Genomic DNA, 26673 nt, shown 5'->3' on the forward strand with positions numbered 1-26673 from the left:
TAAGTTGGGACCGCAATTTTTATTTTCGAAAGAAAAATAACGTTTTAAAGTACTGCCGTAGGAAAATGTAAAATAGGAAAATTGCACGAATTAGCTATAAAGCACAACTCGTTTGCTTCCTTATGTAATTCTAGCGCTTTCGCAAAAGTTGATTCGTCTCGCAATACAACTCTAGGATATAAACGTACCTCAACAAATCTTCCGCTTCCATTATCTAAAACTTCCAAAGTGGCCTCAGCACTATCAGAATAGGATAGCACTTCGATATTATTTTTAGAACAAACGTACAGGTAAGACATCATATGGCAAGATACAATACTGGCTAATAGTAAATCTTCTGGATTATATTTACTAGGATCACCTTTAAAAGCCTTAGCTGCTGAAACTTCTAGAGGCATTTTACCGTCAAAGGAAACCACATGGTTTTTAGTATACCTAGAAGCAGTGCCCTCTTGAGCTTGAAGTAGAGATTCCCATTTTAATTTGGCTTGAAAAAGATGTTTGCTTCCCATTTTTTTACTCAAAAGTACTTAAAATATGCTGTTTATCATTCGATAATTATAATGTTATTTAACAAATTAGCGTCAGAACGACTAGAATTTAAATAATGTTCTCAGCTAAATTATTGTAGCTTTACGCACACCCTTTAACAATGAGCTGTGCAAAATAAAACATTCAATATACCTCCTATTCCCGCTGTTTTACTAGCGATTGTAAGTGTGCAGTCTGGTGCAGCTATAGCTAAAACATTGTTCCCTATTTTAGGAGCAGCCGCAACTGCATCTTTGCGAATAGGCATCTCTGCATTGATTCTACTTTGTGTATACCAACCTAAAGTGAAGCAATTTACTAGCCGCCAATGGAAACTTGTTATTCCGTACGGTTTAGCTTTAGGGGCGATGAATATGATTTTTTATCTCGCTATCGAGCGAATACCTATTGGTCTTGCGGTTACCCTTGAGTTTATAGGTCCGTTAATGGTTGCAGTCTTAGGATCAAAAAAAATTATCGATTACCTCTGGGTTTTATTGGCTGCAGCCGGAATCCTAATAATAGCGCCATGGAAAAGCGATACTGTTGACTTATTGGGTGTAATTTTAGCTTTAACTGCTGGTGCTTTTTGGGCAGCTTATATCATTCTAGGAGGTAAAGTTTCTAAGATCATGAAAGGAGGTGATGCCGTAGCTGTAGGGATGCTATTTGCTTCACTGCTGATTTTACCATTTGGTTTGGCTAGTCACGGTTTTCAGTTAATGAACATGAATTATTTATATATGGGAGTAGCGTTAGCATTACTGTCAAGCGCGATACCATTTAGTTTAGAAATGAAAGCACTAGGTCAATTAAGCTCTCAAACTTTTAGTATTTTAATGAGTTTAGAACCAGCTGTCGCTTCAATATGTGCTTTACTTTTTTTACAAGAAGTGCTCAACACAAACGAAATTCTTGCGGTAATTTTTGTCGTAATTGCATCAGCAGGAGCAACTTTAACCGCCAAACAAAAAACTGTTTTGTAGGCGGTAGAGTAAACTTAAATTTATAAACTGATTAAACACTTGCCCACCACTATTAAAATTACAGTGCAAAGTAATGCCATTACAGTGTAAAAAGAGTTTACAACGTAATTGTTGCTCCCATTATTTTTAAAAATTCTCTAATAAAACTAGGATGAGCAGGCCATGCAGGTGAAGTTACTAAGTTTCCATCAACATATACACCATCAGCCGGTATCGATTGAAAGTCACCTCCCGCTAGAGTTACTTCAGGACCTACCGCTGGGTAAGCTGTCAACTTTCTTCCTCTAACTACATCTGCAGCTGTTAAGATTTGTATACCGTGACATATTGCCGCTACCGGTTTGTTCACTTTAAAAAAGTACTGCACATGTTCTAATAACTTTTTATTCAATCTCAAATATTCTGGTGCTCGCCCTCCAGCAATAACTAATCCATGATAATCTTCAACATTTATCTTGTCGAAACTATAATTTAAAACAAAATTATGTCCTGGTTTTTCAGAGTAAGTTTGGTCGCCTTCAAAATCATGAATGGCAGTTTTAATGCTGTCTCCCTTTTTTTTATCAGGACAAACGGTATGCACTTCATAGCCTACCATTTCAAGCATTTGGAAAGGTACCATTGTCTCGTAATCTTCAGTATAATCGCCAGTCAAAAACAATATTTTTTTCATCTTGTGCTATATTAATTATAATTGTTAGTTTTCAATAAATACCCTGTGCTGTTTAAGTAGCATCATTTTAATACAATTGATAGAATCGATTGGCTACAAAGTGAATTAAAAAATAAAATATCGTCACTATTATAGCAATTGCAATGCTAGCGGTAATTAAATTTAATACGATGTTTGGAATAAAGCCCAAGCTTGCATGCGTATAATAAGGCTCACGATGAAGCCTCTCACGTACCACATTTTTCACTATTTTTATTTTCTTTTTTATACTACTATTTTAAAGAGTTACTAGAAGGTAAACAGCTTAATAAAAGTACGTAAATAATTAACAATAAAGCAATTAAAGAAGAATAATTGTTCGATAATAATTAAGACATCTTAGGTTTTATCTGCGCCATCGCTCTTTCGGCAATTGCAGTAATCGATAGCGACGGATTCACTCCTGGGTTTGCTGATATCATCGCGCCATCAATAACCAACATATTTTTGTACCCAAAAATCTCATTATTCTTATTGATCACTCCTTTGCTAGTATCTTCCGCCATCACTGCCCCGCCTAAAACGTGTGCTGTGGAGGGAATTCCTGCAATAGATTCTAATACAAACGAGGTGGGCTTCCCTCCTATTATTTCGCTATATCTTTTTGTCAATGCAATAGACGCGGGAATATCTGCAGACGGTTTTACGCCTGAACTTACAGTAGATGACATCCCGCCAAACCAGTTTTCTTTGAATTTCAAGGTACTGTCAATAGATTGCATGAATAGTAAAACTGTTGTGCTTTTTGACCAACTATTTCTAAAATAGATTTTAAAATATGACAACGGAAAACGGAAAAATTGCTTGAACATATTAAGCAATCTTGTCAAACTGTTACTCCCATTCGATAAAGGCAAATGCAACAATTTCCAGAAACCAGAACCTTCAGCATACCTAACAATTTCTAAATGGCTGTTTTCATCTGTATGCAACATACTGCCTATAGCAACTCCTTTTGACAAATTTTTAGTTTTATCCAGAGTAGAAACACTAATTAGAGTTTCATTATTTGTCCTGATATTATCACCTAAAGTATCAGAGAGTAACGGCAGCGATTTTTGCTTTAGCTTTAATAATAATTTGATTGTTCCAAGAACTCCACCTGAGAAAACAACTCCTTTTACAGTGAAATACTTTTTTTTACCAAATATTTTTGTACTTGATTTGACACTAATTTTGTATCCAGAAGCGCCATCATTATTATCTATAGGTACGACATCTACAACCTCGTTTTCAGCTAAGATCTCGGCACCGTTATTTTGAGCTAAATAAAGGTAATTTTTATCCAAAGTATTTTTGGCATTGTGCCTACATCCCGTCATGCAACCACCACAAAAAGTACAGCCTGATCGATCAGGACCTTGACCTTCAAAATAGGGATCTTTTACCTGCTGCCCTTCCTTACCAAAGAAAACGGCAACGTCAGGATGCTCAAACTGATCTTCACGACCCATCTCTTTTGCAAGCGTTTGTAGTGCGATGTCTCCATCAAATAATTTAGGATTGCGAGCTGCGCCAAGCATTTTAAGCGCTAATTGATAAAAAGGCTTTAATTCGGTTTCCCAATCGGCTAGTTGGCTCCAACTTCCTGATTTATAAAAATTGGTTTTGGGTATCGGTAATGTGTTGGCATAGACTAGTGAGCCGCCACCTATGCCCGTTCCAGAAATCACTACAATATTCTTGAAAATACTCATTTTCATTATACCAAAAAAGCGCAAATACGGCATCCACAACCATTTGCGCAGGTTCCAGTTGGTCTTAGCAAAGTCGGTTGCTTTGTACCATTTTCCTTTTTCGACAACCAGTACTTTATAGCCTTTTTCAGAAAAACGCAAAGCACTTACTGAACCCCCAAAACCACTGCCTATTATGATATAATCAAAATCGTGCTGCATCATTTTCTACTATTTATCGAAAATTAGGCATTTTTATTTAATTATGATGCGTGCATAGTAAAAGAAATGGTCTCTAACTCTCATTTTTTAGAAGCATAAAAAAACCGCCTATCTTTAACTGAAGGCGGTTTAATTTAATGAAATATGTTTTACAAAATATAATCCGTAGTGATAAAGTTAGATTCGTCACTGTTTAATAATGCTTGTAAAATTTCGTTATTGTACTCGTTGTCTTTTGAAGCTACAAAAGTTCTAATCGAGAATGAACGCAAGGCATCATGAATACTTAATGTTCCTACAGCTGAGTCTTTACGACCTGTGAACGGATAAATATCTGGACCTCTTTGACAAGAACTATTTAAATTCACACGACAAACTAGGTTCACCAATGTATCAATAAGCGGTGCCAATGTTTTAATGTCTTTACCAAACAAACTTACTTGTTGGCCATAATTAGATTCGGCCATATCGTTCAACGGTTCTTGGATATCATCAAAAGTCAAGATAGGAATTACGGGGCCAAACTGCTCTTCATGATAAATACGCATCTCCTTGTTTACAGGGTATAGCACCGCTGGAAAAATGTAATTTGGTGAATGCTGTCCTCCTTTTTCGTTGATTACCTTAGCGCCTTTGCTTGTTGCATCATCTATTAATTCTTGAATATAAGCTGGCTTTTCTTTTTCAGGAAGTGGTGTTAATGAAACACCTTTTTCCCATGGGTTCCCAAATTTTAATTCGTCCACCTTAGCAGCAAATCTTTTGTTGAATTCTACTGCAATATTTTCATGGACATACAATACTTTTAAAGCAGTGCAACGTTGTCCATTGAAAGACAATGTTCCAGCTAAACATTCTTGTATTGCCAAGTCTAAATCGGCGTCTGGAAGTATGATCGCAGGGTTTTTGGCTTCAAGCCCTAAAATTAAACGCAATCTGTTTTTATTAGGATGCTGGTCTTGCAATGCAATTGCTGATTTACTGTTACCAATTAAAGCAAGAACAGTTACTTTTCCTGATGCCATAATAGGCGATGCTACCTCGCGGCCTCTTCCATAAACAATATTGATAACCCCTGCTGGAAAGCTATTTTTAAATGCTTCTAATAACGGTGAAATTACTAATATTCCGTGCTTAGCTGGTTTAAAAACCACGGTATTCCCCATGATTAATGCTGGAATCAATAAAGCAAACGTTTCGTTTAACGGGTAATTATACGGTCCAAGACACAATACAACTCCTAACGGTCCACGACGCACCATGGCATTTACACCTTGACTCTTAGTAAACTTAGCGTTATCACGGTCTAATTTTTTATAATCTTCGATTGTGTCGTAGATATACTCCACGGTTCTATCAAATTCTTTTTGAGAGTCACCAAGCGTTTTTCCTATCTCCCACATTAAATATTTTACTACATCATCACGTGTTGCTTCCATTTGTACCACAAAGCGAGTCATGCATTTTATACGGTCCTTCACCTTCATGGTAGGCCACAATCCTTGCCCATTATTATACGCTTTATCAGCAGCGTCGACAGCAGCTAATCCTTCTTTTTCTCCCATTGCAGGAACAGATCCTAAAATGGTAGGCATATACTCCTCAGTGGAGGATATTGTAGAAAAAACAGGAGATGTTTGCCCTTCCCACTGTACTAATTCTCCATTCAATAGATAAGTATCTTGATTGAGAAGGCCTTTAATTTGATATTCTTCTGGTATAGTATTCATAGTTTTGTTTTTAGTTATATTAATGAAAAAAGAGGCCTGAGCCCCTTAATTGTTACGGTGCAACTACATCACCATTCCAGGCTAAAATTCCACCGCTTAGGTTGTAGGCGTTTTTGAATCCTAATTCGTTCATTACCTCGCAGGCTTTTCCGCTTCGTGCACCTGAACGACAGTATACGTAATAATTTTTATCCTTGTCTAAGGCTTCGATTTCTGAAATAAAACCTTGCCCTTTATGTATGTCAATATTGATCGCGTTTTCAATGATACCATCATTAAATTCATCCTCTGTGCGTACATCTAATATTACCGCGTTTTCATCAGCTTCTAACTGTGATATCCAGTCTTGTTGTGTTAAATCCATAATGTTCTTTTTTGTAAAAATACGATGTTTTTTGCTAACTAAAAACTAACAAATTGTGAATTAAAGATTAAACTGCAGCAAACGTTTTCGTGATTGTTTAATACTCAGTTAATTACTATTTCGACACTAAAAAATTGCAGATTACCTACAAAATCGATAGGCTAAAACGTCTAATTGTCACTGTTTTACTATTTAAAAATGTTCTTTAAGAAATCCTTAATCATCATTATTTTTCACTTACTTTTACAAATAAGCAACCAAAATTGCTTCAAAAACTACCATCATGACAAACGAGATTAAGAAAATATTTCCGGATTTTTCCACTGAACTAATCGAAGAAATAGTCGCAAATTCAAGTGTAAAATCTTTTAAATCTGGCAGCATATTAATGCGTAGTGGACAGTATATTAACAACACGATGTTGCTGACTAAGGGGCAAATAAAAATTACACGAGAAGGAGAAAATGGTGGGGAATTTTTTATGTATCATCTACATCCTGGGCAAGCTTGTGCAATCTCTATGGTTTGTGCTACCCAATCACAAACAAGCCAGATAATGGCAAAAGCAATTGAAGATGTGGAGATAATTTCGATACCACTCTCTTTAATGGAAAAATGGATGGGAGAGCATAAGTCCTGGTACGAATTTGTAATTGCGACTTATCGAACACGATTTGAAGAAATTCTAGAGGTAGTAGATAACATTGCTTTTAGAGCTATGGACGAGCGATTAGAATTTTACTTGAAACGGCAAGCAGAGGCTTGTGGTTGTAAGGAATTAAAAGTATCTCATCAAGAAATTGCTACCGATTTAAATACTTCAAGAGAAGTAATATCTAGATTATTAAAAAAGATGGAACAGCGCGGTTTAGTAGCGTTGCATCGCAATCAAATTGCTTTATTGCAATAAAAAAGGACTGTGTGATAAATGTTACTGTACATTAATCTATATCGAGCAACCTTTGTAACAAAATCGCATATATGGAAATTTTTGGTTATCTAGCAGCAGTAATTATTGGCTTGTCATTAGGACTTATAGGCGGTGGCGGGTCCATACTCGCCGTTCCCATTTTAGTATATTTGTTTCATGTGCCGGCAGAGCAAGCCACTAGCTATTCTCTTTTTATAGTGGGTACTACCTCAATGATAGGTGCATACAATCATTATCGATTGGGTAATTTGAAATTAAAATCAGCCTTTATTTTTGCAGTGCCTTCTATTGTTTCTGTTCTTATTGTACGAAAATATGTCTTGCATTTAATTCCAAACAATTTATTTCAAATAGGTGCATTCGAAATAACAAAAAATATCTTAATCATGATTGTGTTTGCTATTTTAATGATTGCAACCTCTCTTTCGATGATAAAAAAGACAACAGTAGATCAAGAAAATGCAACTATAAACTATAAAATGCTGGCCACAATAGGACTAGTTATAGGATTGATTATTGGTTTTCTAGGTGCAGGAGGCGGATTTTTAATCATTCCTGCCCTACTCTTTTTTGCAAAACTGCCTATGAAGCAAGCAGTAGGAACCTCCCTTTTTATTATTTTTATAAATGCACTTATAGGCTTTGCTGGAGATGTTGTTACAGGAATGAGCTTAGATGTTACTCTTTTACTAACCATTACAGCAATTGCTATTATAGGATTAGTAATAGGAACACAATTATCTAAAAAAATAGATGGTAAAAAACTTAAACCTGCCTTTGGTTGGTTTGTATTAGTGATGGGAATCTATATTATTACAAAGGAAATATTCTTATAACAAATGCACCCTTTTTAAACAATAGCTATTTCTATTTAAAGTAGTAGTTGGTTGCATTTTGGCTTTACGCCAATAGATAACATAAAAATGCCCTTGAACTCTATATGAGTCAAGGGCATTTTATTTGTAGTCTCCTATGTGGAGTATTAATAATTAAAATCAATGATCGCCATATCCTACATCATCCATTTTTCCGCTAAACACCTTATATTGAATTATGAAATAGGTAATTACTAATGCAAGTGCAATTACAAACCAATAGACTCCTACCGAAAGTCCATATTCTCCTGCCGCAGTATTGTAGATAGTCAAAGAAGGATTCACCGAATTTGTAGACGGCAAAACATTAGGAAAAATAGAAGCTGCAGTAGAGGTAAAACCGCCAAGTAAAAACAAACTTGAGAATAAAAATCCTGCTCCATCATGTTGAAACGATCTTACTTTAAACAATCCAAAAATACCCACAAAACAAAGCACAGGAAACAGCAATAATATGGGGTAATCCAAGAAATTATGAAAAGGCTGTGGTTCTATTTTGTGCCAAATAGAAAGTGATATTATCACTAAAGCGGTAAGTACAAAATTCAGCTTAAAGACGATTTCTCTTAGTCGCACATTCATATCTGAATTTGTTTTATAAATAATCCAATTTGCGCCGTGAATCATTAGCGCTACAACACTAACCACACCTAAAAACAATGTAAACCAATCTATAATCCCTAGTTGATCAGCCTGCGGACTGAAGCTAGGATTCCACAAAGGTAAAAAGAAAAAGTGCGCTTCTTGCGTCGAAACCCCATTAGTGACCATCCCTAAATTAACCCCACGAACCACGTTTCCTAAAGCAACTCCAAAAAATAATGCTAGTAATAAACTCGCGATACCAAAAGCTTTATCCCATACCGCTTCCCACATAGGATGGTGGATTTGCCCACGTAATTCTAAACCAACTGCCCTAAAAATAAGCAACCACAATATCATCATCAAAGGCAAGTAAAATCCGCTAAATGAAGAGGCATAAAGCGTAGGAAAAGCAAAAAACAAAACACCTCCTGCAGCAATTAACCATACTTCATTAGCATCCCAAAACGGACCTATAGCATTTGTAATTGCTTTTTTATCCTTTTCAGTTTTAGCAAAAAACAAATGAATTATCCCCGCACCAAAATCGTAGCCGTCCAGAATTACATAGACTGCTAAAATTCCCATTAAAACAACATACCAAAAGAATTCCATAATTTTTATTTTTTTACAGTTCCTGGACCATTTTTAATAATCTTACCCACTAAGAGTAAAAACAACAAACCTAACAACATATACAGTCCCACGAAGCCCAATAAGGTAAATAATGTATTACCCGAAGAAACTGTAGGCGATGCTCCTGCAGACGTGCGTAGTAAATTGTAAACTAACCAAGGTTGTCTACCTAACTCTGAGGTATACCAGCCTGTAGTGTTTGCTATATAAGGAAATGGCATCATAAAGAACAATGCCCATAAAATCCACTTGGTTTCAAAGAGTTTTTTTCTAAATAATTGAAGCACCGCCAAGGACATTAACCCTATAAAAAGCGTTCCTAAACCTACCATAATATGGTAAGCATAATAAAGTCCCGAAATATTGGTAGGATGGGTACTTTCGTCAAACTGATCTAGTCCTTTCACTGTAGTGTCCCAACTGCCGTAAGTCAAAAAGCTTAAAACATTAGGCACCGCAATTTTATTGTCTAGTTTTTTATCCTTCACGTCAGGCTGCCCTATCAGTACAATCTCGGCTCCTTTTTCCTCCGTATGAAAAATTCCTTCCATAGCAGCAAAAGTGACTGGCTGGTATTTCACCACATTTTTTGCCAATAAATCGCCTGTAGGAACCGCTACAATTAAGCTCGAAATCAATCCAAATACCACTCCCGTTTTTAGGAACAACTTTCCGTAGGATACATTTCGTTTACTTAAGATATATAAAGCACCAATCCCTGCAACCACAAATGAACTCGTTACTAATGAAGCCGCTTGATTGTGCAAATAAGAGGGCCACAACCACGGATTTGCAAATAAAGCACCAAAGTTATTTAATACAAACTTTCCGTTAGCTAGAATTTCGTAACCCACAGGATTTTGCATCCAGGAGTGCGTGGCAATAATTAAAAAACCACTTGCCCAAGACCCTATAAATATGAGCAATCCAGTGACAAAATGCCATTTATGCCCGATAATTTTTTCTCCAAAGAGAAACATTCCTAGAAAAGAAGATTCGAGAAAAAAGGAGAACATGCCTTCCATGGCTAATGTTTGCCCAATAATGCCTCCCGTCAATTCAGAAAACTTAGCCCAATTGGTTCCAAATTGAAACTCCATAGGAATACCGGTTACCACACCCATTGCAAAATTCAATGCAAATATTTTCATCCAAAAGTGGGTGGCTTTATTATAAGTTATATCATCTGTTCTAAGAAATTTCCATTTAAAATAAACAATGATTAAGGACAAACCCATTGTTAATTGCGGAAAGAGATAGTGAAAAGTAATTGTGAATGCAAACTGCATTCTGTCGTAGAAAAGCATTTCTTCCATACTGCTATTTTTTTTTGTAAAGCTACCCGTAAATTTAGCCATTTTATGTAACTCAAGTCACATAAAACCGGTTTAAATCCTGATAATTATCATCCTCTGTTATATAAAGTCGTAATAACTTTGCTTTGAACAATTTCTGTAAAAAATTGTTGCTTATGTAACATTAGTCACGTCCTATTACAAACACAACAAGTATCTTTGCTACATCATAATAAAAAGAACTATCATGAAAATAGAACAAATATATACAGGATGTTTAGCGCAAGGCGCTTATTACATTATTTCAAATGGAGAAGCGGCTATTATTGATCCACTACGCGAAGTACAACCTTACTTAGATAGACTTCAAAGAGACAATGTGAAATTGAAATATATTTTTGAAACTCATTTTCATGCTGATTTTGTTTCTGGACATGTTGACTTGAGTAAAGAAACCGGTGCTCCCATTGTTTATGGACCAACAGCTAAACCAGAGTTTGAAGCTATTATTGCAATAGACGAACAAGAATTTACCATAGGAAACATCACAATAAAAGCATTGCACACGCCAGGGCATACTATGGAGAGTACTACCTACTTGCTAATGGATGAAAATGGTAAAGAGTATGCTATTTTCTCTGGAGATACTTTGTTTATAGGTGATGTGGGTAGACCTGATTTAGCTCAAAAAGCAGCCGATATGACGCAAGAGCAATTAGCGGCAACATTGTATCATTCTTTAAGAGATAAGATAATGACACTTGCTGATGATGTTATTGTATATCCTGCGCATGGTGCTGGAAGTGCTTGCGGTAAAAACATGAGCAAGGAAACTGTAGGAACTATAGGCAACCAAAAAGAGACTAATTATGCTTTAAGAGCAAATATGACCGAAGCTGAATTCATTAAAGAAGTAACAGACGGTTTATTGCCTCCTCCTGCTTATTTTGGGATGAATGTTGCCATGAATAAAAAAGGATATGACAGTTTTGAATCTGTGTTAAATAATGGTATGCAAGCGATTACAGTAGCAAATCTAGAAAGCACAGTGGAAGATGCTGGTGCATTATTATTGGACACACGTAAAAATGGTGTTTTTGCTAAGGGATTTATTCCGCAATCAATAAATATAGGTATTGATGGAGACTTTGCACCATGGGTGGGAGCACTAATTGCTGATGTTAAGCAACCTATCATACTTGTAACAGAAGTTGGTCACGAAGAAGAATCTGTGACTCGCTTAAGCCGTGTGGGTTTTGATAATATAATCGGACATTTAGAAGGTGGATTTGAGGCTTGGGCCAAAGCAGGAAAAGAAATTGATACCGTAAATAGAATCACAGCCGAAGCATTTTCTAAAGAGGTTAAAATTGGCGAAAGCAAAGTAATTGATGTTCGAAAAGAAACAGAATATGCTGCTGAGCACGTGGATGAAGCATTTAGTAAACCCCTAGCTAACATTAACGACTGGGTAAAAGATATTGATCCAAAAAAACCGTTCTTTTTACATTGTGCAGGCGGTTACCGTAGTATGATTGCTGCCTCTATTTTGCAAGCAAGAGGTTTTAGAAACTTTAAAGAAGTCGAAGGTGGCTTTAATGCCATCTCAAAAACGACAGTACCTAAAACTAACTTTGTTTGTCAAAGCAAAGTTTTAAAATAATAAATTAACGTCAATTTAATACTACTGTTTTAGTACGCTAAAAAAAAGTCCCTATCTTTATCTTAATGATCTGTAGGACAATATTTTTATCTTTTTTCCTAGCAGTAGTATTGTTTGATAGTAGAAGTAGAAAATAAAGCACCATATGAATAACAAACAATGTTGTACAGAATCAAATGACAAAGTATTAGATCAAAACTATTGGGATGGCCAATACAAAGCCAATACCACCGGTTGGGATCTAGGAGTTATTTCGCCTCCTTTGAAGGCTTATATTGATGCCATCGAGGATAAAAATAGCGCTATTTTAATTCCTGGATGCGGCAATACATATGAGGCAGCTTATTTACTTGAGGTGGGCTTTACAAATATCACGGTAATTGATATAGCGCCCACACTAATAAGAATCCTGCAACAGAAATTTGCTACTAACAATAATATTAAAATTGTTTTAGGTGATTTTTTTAAACATCAGGGTAGTTACGATTTAATCATTGAGCAAACATTTTTTTGCGCATTACCTCCTACCATGCGTCAAGAGTATGTTGCTAAAATGCACGATCTACTCGCTAAAAACGGAAAGTTAGCAGGAGTATTATTCAATAGAACTTTCACAGCGGGTCCTCCTTTTGGCGGAAGCCAAGAAGAATATAAGATGCTTTTTAAAGATGCCTTTGAGGTTTTGTCTATGGATGTTTCCAATAATTCAATTGCTCCAAGGGCAAATACAGAGCTTTTTATAGAATTAAAGAAAATGGATGACACAAATGTTAACTTATATAACTTGGAAGGAATCATTACAAATGATAGCACTAGTGCTGTTGTATCAAAATTAGAAAAGCTAGAGAGCGTTTTGAACGTGAGTATAAATACTGATTTTACAACACTTTTATTAGTAAGTACAAATGAGTTTCCGTTATTAGAATTACAAGAAGTGCTTTCTTACGATAATAACTTAAAAATAAACACACTATAAAATGAAGCAAATTCTCTTTACAAATTGGCATGCCATGCGCTGGATTCGTTTAGCGATAGGCTTATTTTTGATTCAACAAGCTTTTCAATACCGCCAACCATTATTTGGTTTTATGGCAGCCTTCTTCTTATTTCAAGCAGCATTTAACTCTGGTTGTGGATTAAATGGATGCAATGTACCAACACATAAAAAATAAAAAAATGAGTAGTTTTCATGATATTATAAATTCAGACAAACCTGTATTAGTAGATTTTTTTGCTACTTGGTGTGGACCTTGTAAAATGCTTGCTCCTGTTTTAAAAGAAGTAAAAGACAACTTTGAAGAACGCATTTCGATAATAAAAATTGATGTGGATAAAAACCAGCAACTTGCGTCGCAATATCAAGTTCGTGGCGTACCTACAATGATTTTATTCCAAAACGGAAAACAATTGTGGAGACAATCTGGTGTTTTACAAAAAAAAGATATCATCAATGTTATTTTAGAAAAGAGTAATCAATAACAATCAAGCACTATCAAATTTCGTATTTGAAATTCTTATTGTTGCCTTAGTGGTTGTGCTTACTATTATTAAGTAGGTTGTGCTTTTGTAACTTGTGCGATAATATATAAATCATTAACTGTCATTTAATATGGAAGTCTAATGAGCTGATTGATTTTTAAAATGTTTGTTCCAAAATAAAAAAAAGTAAATCAAATTACTTTTTTTTTACAATTGAATTAACCAAATGGTTAAACTAAATAGTTAGCAAAATGACTACTGAAGAAAAAATATTTAATGCCGCGCAAATCGTGTTTCAAAAAAAGGGTTTTTCGGGTGCTAGAATGCAGGAAATTGCAGACCAAGCCGGTATAAACAAAGCCATGTTACATTATTGTTTTAAAAATAAACAGCTACTATTTGAAGCCGTTTTTAAAAACGCATTTAGCCAACTAGCACCACAGATAAACGAAATATTCAATTCAGAGGCAACAGTATTTAAAAAAATAAAGAAATTCACTCAAAACTACATTTCGTTTGTGATTAAGAATCCATTTTTACCTGCATTTGTAATTCAAGAAATGAATAACAATCCCGAATTTGTAGCTAATTTTCTTAAAAATAAAAATGCTCCTGACGCTTCCAATTTTATTTTGCAAATAGAAAACGAAATGACGGCAGGAATTATAAAAAAAGGCAATCCAAAACAGCTTTTATTGGACATCCTCTCAATGACTATTTTTCCTTTTGCAGCTCAAATGCTCGTTAAAGGCATTATAAAACTATCTGACAATGAATTCAATACCTTGATGGAAGAACGTAAAATTACTGTTTCAGAACAAATTATTAACGCTATAAAAAAATGAAAAAAATAATTATTCTAGTACTTATTATAGTTCCTTTTTTTACTACAGCACAACAACATCTGTCTTTAGAAGACTGTTATACTTTGGTAAATAAGAACTATCCTATTGCAAAGCAAAGTAAATTATTACAAGAAAAATCAGCTTTAGACATTGCAACTATCAACCTTGGAAAACTACCTAGACTTGACCTAAATGCGCAAGTAACCTATCAATCTGATGTGACACAATTACCTATAAAAATTCCAAACTTAACGGTTGACCCTGCTAATAAAGACCAATATAAAGCAACTTTTGATGTCAATCAAATACTTTATAACGGTGGGTTAATCAATGCAAACGCCCAACTGAAAGAGATACAAACAAAAACACAACAGCAACAAGTTCAAGTGAATTTGTATCAATTGAAATCAAAGATTAACCAGCTCTATTTTTCTATTTTACTATCGCAAGAAAAAATGGAAATTCTCAAAGCCAAACAACAACAGTTAGTTTCTAAAGTAAATGAAGTAAAAACAGCAGTGAAATATGGTGCCATTTTAGCTGCTTCTGAAAAAATTTTAGAAGCTGAAAGTCTAAAAATAAAACAGCAGCTTACAGAAATTACTTATGATAAAAAGAGGTTTATAGCAAATTTAGCTTCATTAACCTTTTCAACAATACCAGACAATGTGATTTTAATTAAACCAATTTTTGAAAAAAAATTTTACTACCATTAACTGCCGCCCAGAATTACAGCTATTTGATCTACAAAACCAACAAATTGAACATTCTAAAACTATCATTACAAAGAACAAAGTGCCTAAAATAAATGCATTTGGACAAGCAGGATATGGAAATCCAGGTTTGAATATGTTGGACAATTCTTTTCAAACATTTTATATGTTGGGTGTAAAAGCTAATTGGAATGTATTTGATTGGAACAAATCCAAAAAAGAAAAAGAAGCATTAACTATTTCGGAAGCAATTATTGATACCGAAAGAGAAACCTTTCTTGTCAACACTAACTTACAATTACAAGAAATGGAAAACGAAATAAACAAACTTGATGAAATTACGAGTACTGATTCTGAAATTATTGCTTTACGCCAATACGTAGTAAAATCAGCTGATTCACAATTAAAAAATGGGGTGATTAAGGCATCTGATTATTTAATCGAGTTGACAAATTTGTATGAAGCGAAATTGAATCAAAAAATACATGAAATACAATTAGATTTAGCTAATGCTAATTATTTAATTATAAACGGAAATTAATTATAGCCTCAGATAAATTCGTAATTCTTAGAAATTAAGTGACGAATAATAAATTAAACGAACATGAAAAAATACATAATAATTTTACTTACTATAAGTTTTATTTCTTGCAATAAAAATGATGAAAAGGCAGATGGCTACGGAAATTTTGAAGCCACGGAAACTACAATTTCAGCAGAAGCAAATGGAAAAATAATCTTTCTAAACCTTGAAGAAGGCGATATTCTTGAAGCCGAGAAACAAGTAGGTTTAATTGATACCACACAATTGTATTTTAATAAACAACAACTGATTGCTTCTAAAAATACTGTTTACTCAAAATCTACAAATGTAGTATCACAAATTACTGTTTTACAAGAGCAATTAAAAACAACATTGATTGAGAGAAACCGCATTCAGAATATGTTTGCAGAAAATGCAGCTACTAAACGTCAATTAGATGAAATTAACGGTAAAGTAAATGTCCTCAATGAACAAATAAAAAGCGTAAAAACACAAGACGCTCCTATTGTAAATGAGGCCAAATCTATCGCTATTCAAATAGATAAAATAGACGATCAAATTGAGAAAAGTAAAATTACGAACCCTATAAAAGGTACCGTTTTAGCCAAATATGCTGAAGCTAATGAGATCACTTCTTTTGGAAAACCACTGTACAAAATTGCAGATATTTCAGAAATGACATTGCGAGTGTATATTAGCGAAACCCAGTTAGCACACATCCAAACAAATCAAAAAATAACTGTCAAAATAGATGCTGAGCAAGATATGAAATCATATACAGGAATAATTTCATGGATTTCTTCATCGGCTGAGTTTACACCAAAAACGATTCAAACAAAAGAGGAGCGCGTGAATCTAGTGTATGCTGCGAAAGTAAAAGTAAAAAATGATGGTAGTTTAAAAATAGGAATGCCCGCTGAAATGTGGATTCAGAGTTTGAACAAATAAAGCTGATCCTTAAATTTAATTATGAGTATTCAAGTCCAAAACATATCAAAATCTTACAACAAAATCCTTGCTATTGACGAGATCACTTTTGATGTAAATCAGGGAGAATTATTTGGATTAATAGGTCCTGATGGTGCTGGTAAAACAACGCTTTTTAGGATTCTTACCACTTTACTTTTAGCTAATGAAGGTACGGCAACCGTAGCTGGATTTGACGTGGTTAAAGACTACAAATCTATTAGAAATTCTGTAGGATACATGCCTGGTAAATTCTCACTTTATCAAGATTTAACGGTCGAAGAAAATTTAAAGTTTTTTGCCACAATTTTTGGGACTACAATTGCAGAGAATTATGAATTGATAGAGGATATTTACATCCAGATCGAACCTTTTAAAAACCGCAGAGCTGGGGCACTTTCAGGCGGAATGAAACAAAAATTAGCATTGTGTTGTGCATTGATTCATAAACCATCTGTATTATTCTTAGACGAACCAACTACAGGTGTTGACCCTGTTTCAAGAAAAGAATTTTGGCAAATGCTCAAGCGCTTGCAGCAAAAAGGAATAACTATCTTAGTTTCTACGCCATACATGGATGAAGCTACTTTATGTGACCGAATTGCCTTGATCCAAAAAGCGAAAATTTTAAAAATCGATGCTCCTGAAAACATCATTAAGAATTATGATAAAACGATCTACGATATTCGGGCTAAAAATACCAATCAATTAATTGTCGATTTAAAGAAATATCCAAGTCAGTATAGTGTTTATGCCTTTGGAGAATATCTTCATTATATTGATAAAAGCACTGATTTTAATCCTGACGAATTACAAATTTATCTAGAATCACAAAATCATCTGGAAATAGAAATCAAAGTTGCAAAAAATACAATTGAAGATGTTTTTATGGATTTAACCGCTGTAAATCAATAATCATGACGCAGGAAAAAATTATAGAAGTAAAAAATCTCAGCAAGGTATTTGGTGATTTTAAGGCCGTAAACAACATCACATTTGAGGTGTATAAGGGGGAGATTTTTGGTTTTCTTGGCGCAAATGGTGCTGGAAAAACCACAGCCATGAAAATGCTCATTGGGATTTCTAAACCTAGTTCAGGTGAAGCAATTGTTGCAGGTTTTGATGTAAAAACCAATACTGAAATGGTCAAGAAAAGCATTGGTTATATGAGTCAAAAATTCTCCATGTATGACGACTTAACAATTAGGGAAAATATTACTTTTTTTGGTGGAATTTACGGTTTATCCACAGCAAAGATTAAAGAAAAAACGAAACAACTGGTACAAGAGTTACAACTCGAAGAAATGGTAGACAAACTAGTTAGGGATTTGCCACTAGGTTGGAGACAAAAACTATCCTTTTCAGTTGCTTTACTGCACGAACCAAAAATTGTATTTCTAGACGAGCCTACCGGCGGCGTCGATCCTATTACTCGAAGACAGTTTTGGGAACTGATTTATGAACAGGCAAACAAAGGAACAACACTATTTATTACCACGCATTACATGGACGAAGCCGAATATTGTGACCGAGTTTCTATCATGGTTGAAGGACAAATTGAAGCACTCGATACCCCAAAAAATTTAAAAGAGAAATACAAAGTAGCTTCTATGAATGACGTTTTTTTAAAACTGGCTCGAAATATAGAATAGTAGGAATTAGAGAGGTTTAAAAGGGAATCTGTTTAAAAACTCCTTTGCTAACTTTACATTTAAATAAAGCATAATGAAAAGATTTATCGGTTTTGTTACTAAGGAATTCTATCACATTTTTCGTGATAAACGTACTATGTTTATCTTATTTGGGATGCCTATTGCGCAAATAATGCTTTTTGGGTTTGCGATTACTAACGAAATCAATAATGTAAATATTGCTATTTTAGACCATTCAAAAGATTCAGAAACTCAAAAAATAATCAGTAAAATCAATGCTTCTAAATATTTTAATTTAGAGCAAGAAATTACTAATGAGAACCAAATAGAGGCAATTTTCAAAAAAGGGAAAGTAAAAGCTGTTTTAGTTTTCGAGAACGACTTTATAAAAAATTTACAAACACAAAAACAGGCTAAAGTCCAAATAATCACTGATGCTACTGATCCTAATATAGCCAATACAATCACTAATTATACAAATGCTATTTTACAAAATCACATCCAGGAAGTCAATACCTTAAACAAACCAACTTACCAGATTCAAACACAAACCCAGCTGTATTACAACCCTGAACTTAAAAGTGTATTTACCTTTGTACCAGGAGTAATGACAGTGATTTTAATGTTGGTTTCTGCAATGATGACCTCCATATCCATCACTAGAGAAAAAGAATTAGGAACCATGGAAGTACTTTTAGTTTCACCTATGAAACCCTATCAAGTTATTATTGGTAAAGTATTTCCATATATTTTTTTATCCATCATTAACGCTGTTGTAATCTTACTATTAGGCTTTTTTGTTTTTAAAATGCCGTTTCAAGGCGACCTGTTTTTACTGGCATTTGTTACTGTGTTATTCATCATTACCGCCTTGTCATTAGGGATTTTAATTTCAACAATATCCAGCTCGCAACAAATGGCCATGATGATTTCATTAATGGGGCTTATGCTGCCTGTGATCATCCTCTCAGGATTTATATTTCCTATTTCGAGTATGCCCCTACCCTTACAAATCATCAGTAATATCATCCCTGCTAAATGGTTTATCATAATTATAAAAGCCATTATGCTTAAAGGAGCAACGTTCTCAATAATTTGGAAAGAAATCCTTATTCTCATAGCAATGTCCGTACTTTTTATAGGCGTGAGTATTAAAAATTACAAAATAAGATTAGAGTAATTTAAACCCAATTAATTTTGGTTTTAGGAGCTTTATCCTGCTGTACGTTACAATCTTTTGCCTCGTAAAGAAACGAGACAAAAGGATTTCCACTTCCATCAGGGCTATACAAACAAGAACTATCTATGAAAACAATAGCATTCATCATCCACAAGGAATTTAAACAAATATTTAGAAATAAAGGCATGTTACCTATACTATTTGTATTGCCATTAATACAATTATTAATCCTATCTAATGCTGCTAGTTTTGAAGTAAAAAATATCAAGTTTTGTTACATTGACAACGATCATTCCGCTGTTTCTAGAGAATTAATAGGTAGTTTTGAAGCTTCCAATTACTTCAATGTAGTTGAAAATTTCTCTTCACATAAAGAAGCTACAGCTGCCATGCAAAAAGGGAATATAGATGTACTTCTTGAAATTCCAAACCATTTTGAACGCGACTTATTAATCAATAAAAAAACAAATCTCTCCGTTAGTATTAATGCCATTGACGGCGCCGCAGCAGGAGTAGCTAATGTTTACATCACACAATTAATTAGCAATTTCAATAAAAACATACAAACGCAAGCAATGCAATTTAATGATGGAATAGTAGTACAACCACAAAGCATTATTAGTATTCCGTCTTTCTGGTACAACAACACTTTAAATTACAAAACGTATATGGTGCCGGGAATTTTAGTATTACTGGTAACTATGCTAACGCTTTTTCTATCAGCTATGAATATTGTACGCGAGAAAGAGATGGGAACACTCGAGCAAATTAATGTCACTCCCATCAAGAAATACCAGTTTATTATTGGCAAGTTATTTCCGTTTTGGGTATTGGGATTGTTTATTTTAACGGTGGGTCTTATTATTTCTAAAGCCGTTTTCAACATTCCTATGCTAGGCAATTTAGGACTTATTTATTTGTTTACTTCTGTATATTTGTTGGTTATATTGGGAATAGGTTTAATTATTTCTAACCACACCGAAACCCAACAACAAGCGATGTTCATTGCTTGGTTTTTTACGGTTATTTTCATCTTAATGAGCGGATTGTTCACTCCTATAGAAAGCATGCCTAACTGGGCACAAAAGATCACGTTGTTTAACCCTATTCGTTATTTTGTAGAAATTATTAGAATGGTTTTACTCAAAGGAGCCAATTTCTCAGATATATCAAGACAATTTTTTATAATATTGGGCTACGCATTTGTGCTAAATGCTTTTGCAGTTTGGAGTTATAAAAAAACGAACTAGAACAGTTTGACTTTGGCGAAAGCCTAAATATAAAATAAAAAAAAGCTATTCAGCGAGCCACTTAACAATCATATTCTCTAGATCGCTAACATTTATAGGTTTAGGTAAATAGTCATTCATACCTGCCTCAAAGCATTTTTCCTTCTCACCAACAAGTATACCTGCTGTAATAGCAATTATAGGAATATTTTTATCTCCTTGAATTGCTCTAATTTCTGCGGTTGCCTCATATCCATTTTTATTAGGCATTTGTACATCCATAAAAATAATATCTAGAGGCAAATTTTTAAACTGTTCCACGGCTTCATTACCATCATAGGCTTCATATAGGGTTGCATTAGGTGAAATTCGCTTCATTAGCGTTTTTGCTAAGAGCATGTTTATTTTATTATCCTCAACGATTAAAATATGCTTGTTCGCTACAATCTTCTTTGAAAGCAATATGGCATCAGTTCCATCCTTCTTAGCAGTATTTAAAAAAGGCAATTGTTGCACTTTTTCGAAATTAATTTTGAAATTAAAATCACTACCAATACCATAGTCACTTTTTAATTCTAAGGTACTGTCCATTAAAGCCAACAGTTGATTTGAAATAGCAAGACCAAGTCCAGTGCCACCAAATTTTCTACTTGTTGAGGTGTCTTCTTGTACAAATGAGCTGAATATTCTGTTTCTATTGTCCTCTTTGATTCCGATACCACTATCTTTTACAGAGAATTTGACCAAGCAGTTGTTGTCCTTGCCATCTTCCAGAACTGTAATATCGAGCGTGATTGAGCCAACATCAGTGAATTTTAGTGCGTTGCTTAAAAGGTTTACTAATATTTGTTTTAAACGGACTGCATCAGCCATTACAAAAGCAGGTATTTTATCATCAACATGTAGTTGCAGTACAATGTTTTTATGATGTGCTTGATGCTTAAATAGATCAACAACTTGCTGGTTGAGTTGCAGCAAACTGATTGATTCACAATCGAGTTCAAACATACCCGACTCTATTTTAGAAAAATCTAAAACATCGTTTACAATTTGCATCAAGGTTTTTGCAGACTCATTTACTGTAGACATGTACTCTAGTTGATTGCCATCTAGATTAGACTGCATCAATAAATGTGTAAATCCTATTATTCCGTTTAGAGGTGTTCGTATTTCATGACTCATGTTTGCTAAAAACTCTGTCTTAGCTCTATTTGCAGCTTCTGCCTGCTCTTTAGATTTAGTAATTTCCATCTCCATCTGGCGTCTTACCGTAATATCTATAAAACTGACTACGACTTCGCTCACCTCATCGTTTTCTCCATACATAGGAAAGCCGTTTACTAGCACCCACTTGTTCTCAATTGCACGTTCATTACGTATCCCTAAAACAAAATTTTTAATTGCTACTTTATTTCGTAATATTTGGTTGATGGGGTAATCCTCTATTTGCATCACCGACTCATCTTCATTTAAAAAATCCCAAAAATTGCTTCTAGCAGTAGCGCCATGTAGTTGCTCTAACTCCAAGCCAAGTAGCTCAGAGGCCTTGATATTACTCATTACAATCTCTGACTTAGCATCATGAACGATAATTCCAGCATCTAGATTATTCAAAAGCCCGCGGTAACGCTCTTCACTCTTCTCTAGAGCAAAATCACCTTTTTTTGCCACCGTAATATCTCTTGACAGACAAATAAAATGCATTTGATCTGTAAGGTCATTTTTCATGGGAGCCACTGATAATTCATAGAAATGCTGCTCACCATCTGGTAAAATCATGCTATATTGCTTTCCTGTAGAAAATCCTACTTCGGCCGCTTCTCGCAGTGCTGCAAAGGACACCAAAGCAACTTCAGGAGGAAGAAAATCCTTGAAATAAGAACCTATAATCTCTTCTTTAGGTATTGCTAACATGCTTTCATGATGCGAGTGGAAGCTGTACATGTAACCGTTTTCTCCTACCTCAAATAGTAAGTCGGGAATGGCATTTAAAATACTTTCTAATTTTTTATTAATGCTTTTAAAATTTTCTTCAGCTGTTTTTAAATTAGTAATATCTAGCATCGAACCTATAAAACGCACCGGTTTTCCTATTGCATTTCTAATAATTATGGCACGTTCATAAAAGTGACCATAAGAACCATCTGGCTTCATAAAACGAAACTCATCAGACCATGTTTTTAAGTCGCTTTTATAGCAACTTTCTATATGATTAATTACACGCTCTTTATCTTCTGGATGCAATCTTGATCGCCACAATTTTTTGTTTTCTTTAGTGGTTAAATCAGTACTGTGGTTCCCTATATTATCTAAGGAAACTTTGTTATGCCAACTCACATTATTCTCAAAATCCAATTCAAAAATGGCATCATTTGTAGCAGCAGAAATGATTTCGAAACGCGAATTAATTTTGAGTAGTTCCTCTTCTACTAATTTGCGTTCAGATATATCTGTTATTGTACCTATGTAGCCTACTATCTTATTGTTTTCGTCAAGCTCTGGAGTAGCCTGCCCTAATACCCAGGTAACCGTACCATCTGGGCGAATAAAACGGTATTCTGTTGTAGAATTTACTTGCTTATCTGTGGCATCCTCCCAAACGATAAATGTCTTGGCGCGATCATCTGGATGAAGTGCATCCATCCATCCATTACCTAACGCCTGTTCATAAAGCATTCCTGTTATTCTAGTCCAGCTAGGATTTACATAAGTAGTAAATCCTGACGCATCAGTACGAAAAAGTCCCACAGGGGAAGCTTCCGTTAAAGCGTGGTAGCGACGTTCACTTTGAAAAATTGCTTCTTCAGCTTTTTTACTCTTGATGTCTCTTTCAATTACTTCAAGCGCAAATGACACATCTCCGGTCGCCTCTTGCAAAAGCTTGAGCTCCTCAGAGTCAAAAAATGCTTTTTCGTTCGAATAAAAATTAAAAGAGCCTACGACTTGTCCAAATTTAGTAATAGGCACGGCAACCATAGATAGAAACCCTCTACTAAGGGCTGCTTTTTTCCAGGGCTGCATCATACTATCATTTTCTATATCATTGCATACTACATACTCATTTGTATTTATTGCTGTCCAAACTGGCCCCGAAATGATATTTTCATTTTTCTCAAATACATCTGACAATATTTCTAAATAGCCTTCATCAACGCCATAAATTCTAACGGGCTCGATGGTACCTTTTTTACAATTGTTCTTAGCAATCCACGCCATTTTAAACTGGCCTTGCTCAACCGCAATTTTGCATGCTTCTTCAAAAAGCTTCTCCTCATCAGTTGTTCTTACAATCATTTGATTGATCTGGCTAATGAATGAAAACAGTCTGTTCCCTTTAAGTAGTTTTTGGTCTGAGATTATACGATCAGTAATATCTGTAACTATACCATGGTAAGTCACAGAATCATCTGAATTTGCAACGGCTAGTGAGTTGAGCTCATGCCAAACTAAACCTTTGCTAGGATGGTTATAACGGTAAATTCCTTTTAATGGCCTTAGAATAGCTTTACTATTATTTATATTTTCTAGTACTGTTTGTAAGTCGTTAGGATGAATGTTTTCAAAAATGGTAGTAGCATCCTCGCGTACGTTTTCAAAATCATATCCATAAACGGCATCTATGGCATCACTAGCATACGGTAAACTTATAACGCCTTTTGTATCAATGCGCATAGAATAAATTAAACCCGGAGATGTAGCAGCTATTTTAGCAAAGATATCACGCTCTTTTTCAAGGGCAATATTGAATTCTATTTTTTCAGTTACATCCCTAAAATTAGCAATCAATCCTTGTATACTTGAGTCGTGAAAACGATTGCTAACCATTCCTTCTAACCAAATGTAATGCCCTTCAAGGTGTTTTACCTTAAATAGCGCAGGGTACAATTTACCAGGATTTAAAAGTGATTCTTGAATAATATTTGTAATGTAATCTAAATAGTCTGGATGAAAATAATCTTCATCGGCTATTTTATTGAACTCTTCATCACTGTACCCAGTAACTTTTTGTGATGAAGGACTTCTAAACAACACTTTTCTATGTTCGTCAATAACGGTGATGATGCCCTCATTATTCTCTACTAAAGCCCTAAAACGTTTTTCACTGTGTTCAAGTTCATACTCATACTGTTTTTTAATGCTTACATCTCTAAAGAATAGTGAAAATCCGTCATCTGAAGGGTACACATGAATTTCTAACCACTTGTCCTCATGAAAATAATTCTCAAGATAACCATATTCTCCAGTCTCCCCAGAACTGCGAATGACCTCATCAAATGCAGTACCTACACATTGTGGAAATTGCTCCCATATATTTTTACCAAGTACGGTGGCTGGATCGCTACTTAATATTTCAGCAGCACGAGCGTTCATGTAGGTGTAATTCCAGTTTTTGTCTAATGCTATAAATGCATCTGTAATACGATCAAAAATGGTATTAACTAGCGCGATACTTTCCTTACTTTCTGTTATATCCTTTGCAAAACCTAAAATCCTATCTTCAGATATTCTAACGGCTTCAATGGCGCGCCAGCGGTGTTCTCCATTTTTATTAAATCCCTTAACCTCAATTTTTGCAATTCCTTTTTCATTAAGTTCTTGCAAAAAAACTTTGATCTCCGTTTCCTGACCTTCGGGATTCGTTATTTCTCCAAAACGTTTTTGAAGTAGTTCTTCCTTAGAGAACCCGGTCATTACCGTTGCCGCTTTGTTTATTTCGATATAATAACCAGCATCATTGATAACAAATACAGCGTCAGGAGCACTTTCTATATATTCCTTGAATTTTGAATTGCCTTCTTCCTCAGCTAATCTAAGTTTTAAAGCTGTCTCGTCCTTAATTTTCTGGTCTAACTGTTTTTTTATCAAATATTTGTCAGTGATGTCTTGAGTGTTCCCTCTTATAGCAATGACAGCATTGTTTTGATCTAAAATTGGTTCTGCTGTGACATTAATATATTTGCTTTTATTTACAAAAACCAATTCGTACTCTAGTTCAAATGACTGCTGATTTGCAATTAACAGATTGATCTTATTTGCAAAAAGAATTCTTTGTTCCTCAGTCAAGTTTCCTTCATAAACGGCAACTAAGTCGAGATTAGGATTTTTTTCTATTTCGTAAATGGCATACAACTCATCAGACCATATTAATTCACTTGTTAGAATATGAAATTCCCACGAACCTATCTTGGCCATTTTTTGAGCATTGTTTAAGATCTTTTGCCCTCTTTCTAATTCATTTTTAGCATTGACAAGAAAACTAATATCGCGCCCTATTCCATAAAAAACATCTTGTGCGTGCGTTGCATAGGTAGACCACTGTATGGTAACGATTTTTCCATCTTTTGCAATTAATCTGTTCTGGAAATCTTGAATAATACCTCCACTATACAATCCGCTGAGCGCTTCTTGAGATTTGCTTATATCTTCAGGATGAATAAAGTCTATAATAAATTTATTTTCAATTTCATCCTTTTCATAACCTAGTGCTTTAATAAATGCTGGATTAACTACCTTGTAAAATCCATCAATACCAGCTACACATATTAAGTCAATAGACTTGTCAAAATAACCCTCAAAGTTATTTCGCATTCTACTTACAATTTGCAATCTTTCAAGTTCTTCCTCTTGATTTCTAGCGATTGCTAACAGTTCTTCATAATCATATTTAGAAAAATCCCTACTCATAAACTATCATTTTTTCTCAGCATCCTTACATAAAGTGCGAGCCAATACACTAAAATAAGCGTGCAATTGTATGCGCTACACTCTCATTTTAATTGCTTTCTTTTAAAGTACACTAAAGTACTATTAAAAAAAATTAAGATACTAATTGAATTCCATCTTTTTTAAGGTAAAGACAAA

23 protein-coding genes are annotated in these 26673 nt (G+C 34.6%); 15 read left to right on the forward strand and 8 right to left on the reverse strand.

All coding sequences use genetic code 11. From position 1 onward, the window contains the following. Positions 1-44 precede the first annotated feature (44 nt). Positions 45-512 (reverse strand): OsmC family protein, encoded by a 468-nt coding sequence (locus HNQ00_RS11620; RefSeq protein ID WP_173838668.1) that lies wholly within the window; start codon positions 510-512, stop codon positions 45-47. A 147-nt stretch (positions 513-659) separates the two neighbouring features. On the opposite strand from HNQ00_RS11620, the gene HNQ00_RS11625 reads away from it, so the two are divergent. After that, positions 660-1517 carry an EamA family transporter gene (locus tag HNQ00_RS11625; protein WP_173838669.1) on the forward strand — a complete coding sequence of 286 codons (858 nt, stop codon included), beginning with the start codon at positions 660-662 and terminating at the stop codon, positions 1515-1517. Between the two features lie 97 nt (positions 1518-1614). On the opposite strand, the gene HNQ00_RS11630 is transcribed toward HNQ00_RS11625, so the two are convergent. From HNQ00_RS11630 to HNQ00_RS11645, 4 genes are all read right to left on the reverse strand, one after another. After that, positions 1615-2190 carry a DJ-1/PfpI family protein gene (locus HNQ00_RS11630; protein ID WP_173838670.1) on the reverse strand — a complete coding sequence of 192 codons (576 nt, stop codon included), beginning with the start codon at positions 2188-2190 and terminating at the stop codon, positions 1615-1617. Positions 2191-2558: 368 nt separating this feature from the next. After that, a complete protein-coding gene (locus tag HNQ00_RS11635) occupies positions 2559-4127 on the reverse strand; it encodes a GMC family oxidoreductase N-terminal domain-containing protein (RefSeq protein ID WP_173838741.1) in 1569 nt (522 codons plus the stop codon). A gap of 149 nt (positions 4128-4276) precedes the next feature. After that, entirely contained in the window at positions 4277-5857 is a 1581-nt protein-coding gene (locus tag HNQ00_RS11640) for an NADP-dependent glyceraldehyde-3-phosphate dehydrogenase (protein WP_173838671.1), read from the reverse strand. Positions 5858-5909: 52 nt separating this feature from the next. Next, the gene (locus HNQ00_RS11645) at positions 5910-6221 is read right to left on the reverse strand and encodes a rhodanese-like domain-containing protein (protein ID WP_173838672.1); all 312 of its coding nucleotides are present in this window, start codon (positions 6219-6221) and stop codon (positions 5910-5912) included. Positions 6222-6504: 283 nt separating this feature from the next. Between HNQ00_RS11645 and HNQ00_RS11650 the strand changes: the two genes are divergently transcribed. Together HNQ00_RS11650 and HNQ00_RS11655 are read left to right on the forward strand one after the other, a co-directional pair. After that, on the forward strand, positions 6505-7131 hold the full coding sequence (locus HNQ00_RS11650) for a Crp/Fnr family transcriptional regulator (protein ID WP_173838673.1): 627 nt from the start codon (positions 6505-6507) through the stop codon (positions 7129-7131). Between the two features lie 71 nt (positions 7132-7202). Further along, the gene (locus HNQ00_RS11655) at positions 7203-7988 is read left to right on the forward strand and encodes a sulfite exporter TauE/SafE family protein (RefSeq protein ID WP_173838674.1); all 786 of its coding nucleotides are present in this window, start codon (positions 7203-7205) and stop codon (positions 7986-7988) included. A 159-nt stretch (positions 7989-8147) separates the two neighbouring features. Here the strand turns inward: HNQ00_RS11655 and cydB are convergent, their stop codons facing one another. Together cydB and HNQ00_RS11665 are read right to left on the reverse strand one after the other, a co-directional pair. Further along, complete coding sequence (cydB, locus tag HNQ00_RS11660; RefSeq protein WP_173838675.1) at positions 8148-9224, reverse strand: cytochrome d ubiquinol oxidase subunit II; 1077 nt, start codon at positions 9222-9224, stop codon at positions 8148-8150. Between the two features lie 5 nt (positions 9225-9229). Then, positions 9230-10561: a cytochrome ubiquinol oxidase subunit I gene (locus HNQ00_RS11665; protein ID WP_173838676.1), complete on the reverse strand. Its 1332-nt coding sequence runs from the start codon at positions 10559-10561 to the stop codon at positions 9230-9232. 226 nt (positions 10562-10787) lie between these two features. Between HNQ00_RS11665 and HNQ00_RS11670 the strand changes: the two genes are divergently transcribed. From HNQ00_RS11670 to HNQ00_RS11720, 12 genes are all read left to right on the forward strand, one after another. Then, positions 10788-12203, forward strand: coding sequence for an MBL fold metallo-hydrolase (locus HNQ00_RS11670; protein WP_173838677.1), 1416 nt, complete (start codon positions 10788-10790; stop codon positions 12201-12203). A gap of 145 nt (positions 12204-12348) precedes the next feature. Beyond that, positions 12349-13179 carry a methyltransferase domain-containing protein gene (locus HNQ00_RS11675; RefSeq protein ID WP_173838678.1) on the forward strand — a complete coding sequence of 277 codons (831 nt, stop codon included), beginning with the start codon at positions 12349-12351 and terminating at the stop codon, positions 13177-13179. A gap of 1 nt (position 13180) precedes the next feature. Then, positions 13181-13375 carry a hypothetical protein gene (locus HNQ00_RS11680; protein WP_173838679.1) on the forward strand — a complete coding sequence of 65 codons (195 nt, stop codon included), beginning with the start codon at positions 13181-13183 and terminating at the stop codon, positions 13373-13375. Positions 13376-13379: 4 nt separating this feature from the next. Then, positions 13380-13682, forward strand: coding sequence for a thioredoxin (gene trxA, locus HNQ00_RS11685; protein WP_173838680.1), 303 nt, complete (start codon positions 13380-13382; stop codon positions 13680-13682). Positions 13683-13933: 251 nt separating this feature from the next. Continuing rightward, entirely contained in the window at positions 13934-14527 is a 594-nt protein-coding gene (locus HNQ00_RS11690) for a TetR/AcrR family transcriptional regulator (RefSeq protein WP_173838681.1), read from the forward strand. Beyond that, the gene (locus HNQ00_RS16330) at positions 14524-15243 is read left to right on the forward strand and encodes a TolC family protein (protein ID WP_254598505.1); all 720 of its coding nucleotides are present in this window, start codon (positions 14524-14526) and stop codon (positions 15241-15243) included. Before HNQ00_RS11690 ends, HNQ00_RS16330 begins: the two co-directional genes overlap by 4 nt. After that, a complete protein-coding gene (locus HNQ00_RS16335; RefSeq protein ID WP_254598506.1) occupies positions 15218-15781 on the forward strand; it encodes a TolC family protein in 564 nt (187 codons plus the stop codon). The genes HNQ00_RS16330 and HNQ00_RS16335 overlap by 26 nt, the downstream gene beginning before the upstream one ends. 63 nt (positions 15782-15844) lie before the next feature. Further along, positions 15845-16732, forward strand: a complete 888-nt coding sequence (locus tag HNQ00_RS11700; RefSeq protein WP_173838682.1) for an HlyD family secretion protein — start codon at positions 15845-15847, stop codon at positions 16730-16732. A gap of 21 nt (positions 16733-16753) precedes the next feature. Beyond that, positions 16754-17665, forward strand: a complete 912-nt coding sequence (locus HNQ00_RS11705; RefSeq protein WP_173838683.1) for an ABC transporter ATP-binding protein — start codon at positions 16754-16756, stop codon at positions 17663-17665. Positions 17666-17667: 2 nt separating this feature from the next. Then, positions 17668-18402 (forward strand): ABC transporter ATP-binding protein, encoded by a 735-nt coding sequence (locus HNQ00_RS11710; protein WP_173838684.1) that lies wholly within the window; start codon positions 17668-17670, stop codon positions 18400-18402. Between the two features lie 73 nt (positions 18403-18475). Next, positions 18476-19582, forward strand: coding sequence for an ABC transporter permease (locus tag HNQ00_RS11715; protein WP_173838685.1), 1107 nt, complete (start codon positions 18476-18478; stop codon positions 19580-19582). A gap of 125 nt (positions 19583-19707) precedes the next feature. After that, positions 19708-20832 carry an ABC transporter permease gene (locus HNQ00_RS11720; RefSeq protein WP_173838686.1) on the forward strand — a complete coding sequence of 375 codons (1125 nt, stop codon included), beginning with the start codon at positions 19708-19710 and terminating at the stop codon, positions 20830-20832. 45 nt (positions 20833-20877) lie between these two features. Here HNQ00_RS11720 and HNQ00_RS11725 read toward each other — a convergent pair whose 3' ends face one another. Beyond that, entirely contained in the window at positions 20878-26496 is a 5619-nt protein-coding gene (locus tag HNQ00_RS11725; RefSeq protein WP_173838687.1) for a PAS domain S-box protein, read from the reverse strand. Positions 26497-26673: the final 177 nt, after the last annotated feature.

It is taken from the genome of Flavobacterium aeripolare (assembly GCF_013294025.1).
Taxonomy (GTDB): domain Bacteria; phylum Bacteroidota; class Bacteroidia; order Flavobacteriales; family Flavobacteriaceae; genus Flavobacterium.

Excerpts from the sequence above, each read along its gene's own strand:
- HNQ00_RS11645 (WP_173838672.1), bottom strand. The coding sequence starts at position 6,221 with ATGGATTTAACACAACAAGACTGGATATCACAGTTAGAAGCTGATGAA.
- cydB (WP_173838675.1), bottom strand. The coding sequence starts at position 9,224 with ATGGAATTCTTTTGGTATGTTGTTTTAATGGGAATTTTAGCAGTCTAT.
- HNQ00_RS11655 (WP_173838674.1), top strand. The coding sequence starts at position 7,203 with ATGGAAATTTTTGGTTATCTAGCAGCAGTAATTATTGGCTTGTCATTA.
- HNQ00_RS11700 (WP_173838682.1), top strand. The coding sequence starts at position 15,845 with ATGAAAAAATACATAATAATTTTACTTACTATAAGTTTTATTTCTTGC.
- HNQ00_RS11620 (WP_173838668.1), bottom strand. The coding sequence starts at position 512 with ATGGGAAGCAAACATCTTTTTCAAGCCAAATTAAAATGGGAATCTCTA.
- HNQ00_RS16330 (WP_254598505.1), top strand. The coding sequence starts at position 14,524 with ATGAAAAAAATAATTATTCTAGTACTTATTATAGTTCCTTTTTTTACT.
- HNQ00_RS11705 (WP_173838683.1), top strand. The coding sequence starts at position 16,754 with ATGAGTATTCAAGTCCAAAACATATCAAAATCTTACAACAAAATCCTT.
- HNQ00_RS11675 (WP_173838678.1), top strand. The coding sequence starts at position 12,349 with ATGAATAACAAACAATGTTGTACAGAATCAAATGACAAAGTATTAGAT.
- HNQ00_RS11640 (WP_173838671.1), bottom strand. The coding sequence starts at position 5,857 with ATGAATACTATACCAGAAGAATATCAAATTAAAGGCCTTCTCAATCAA.
- HNQ00_RS11665 (WP_173838676.1), bottom strand. The coding sequence starts at position 10,561 with ATGGAAGAAATGCTTTTCTACGACAGAATGCAGTTTGCATTCACAATT.
- HNQ00_RS11710 (WP_173838684.1), top strand. The coding sequence starts at position 17,668 with ATGACGCAGGAAAAAATTATAGAAGTAAAAAATCTCAGCAAGGTATTT.
- HNQ00_RS11720 (WP_173838686.1), top strand. The coding sequence starts at position 19,708 with ATGAAAACAATAGCATTCATCATCCACAAGGAATTTAAACAAATATTT.
- HNQ00_RS11680 (WP_173838679.1), top strand. The coding sequence starts at position 13,181 with ATGAAGCAAATTCTCTTTACAAATTGGCATGCCATGCGCTGGATTCGT.
- HNQ00_RS11715 (WP_173838685.1), top strand. The coding sequence starts at position 18,476 with ATGAAAAGATTTATCGGTTTTGTTACTAAGGAATTCTATCACATTTTT.
- HNQ00_RS11690 (WP_173838681.1), top strand. The coding sequence starts at position 13,934 with ATGACTACTGAAGAAAAAATATTTAATGCCGCGCAAATCGTGTTTCAA.
- HNQ00_RS11635 (WP_173838741.1), bottom strand. The coding sequence starts at position 4,127 with ATGCAGCACGATTTTGATTATATCATAATAGGCAGTGGTTTTGGGGGT.
- HNQ00_RS11650 (WP_173838673.1), top strand. The coding sequence starts at position 6,505 with ATGACAAACGAGATTAAGAAAATATTTCCGGATTTTTCCACTGAACTA.
- trxA (WP_173838680.1), top strand. The coding sequence starts at position 13,380 with ATGAGTAGTTTTCATGATATTATAAATTCAGACAAACCTGTATTAGTA.
- HNQ00_RS11725 (WP_173838687.1), bottom strand. The coding sequence starts at position 26,496 with ATGAGTAGGGATTTTTCTAAATATGATTATGAAGAACTGTTAGCAATC.
- HNQ00_RS11630 (WP_173838670.1), bottom strand. The coding sequence starts at position 2,190 with ATGAAAAAAATATTGTTTTTGACTGGCGATTATACTGAAGATTACGAG.
- HNQ00_RS11670 (WP_173838677.1), top strand. The coding sequence starts at position 10,788 with ATGAAAATAGAACAAATATATACAGGATGTTTAGCGCAAGGCGCTTAT.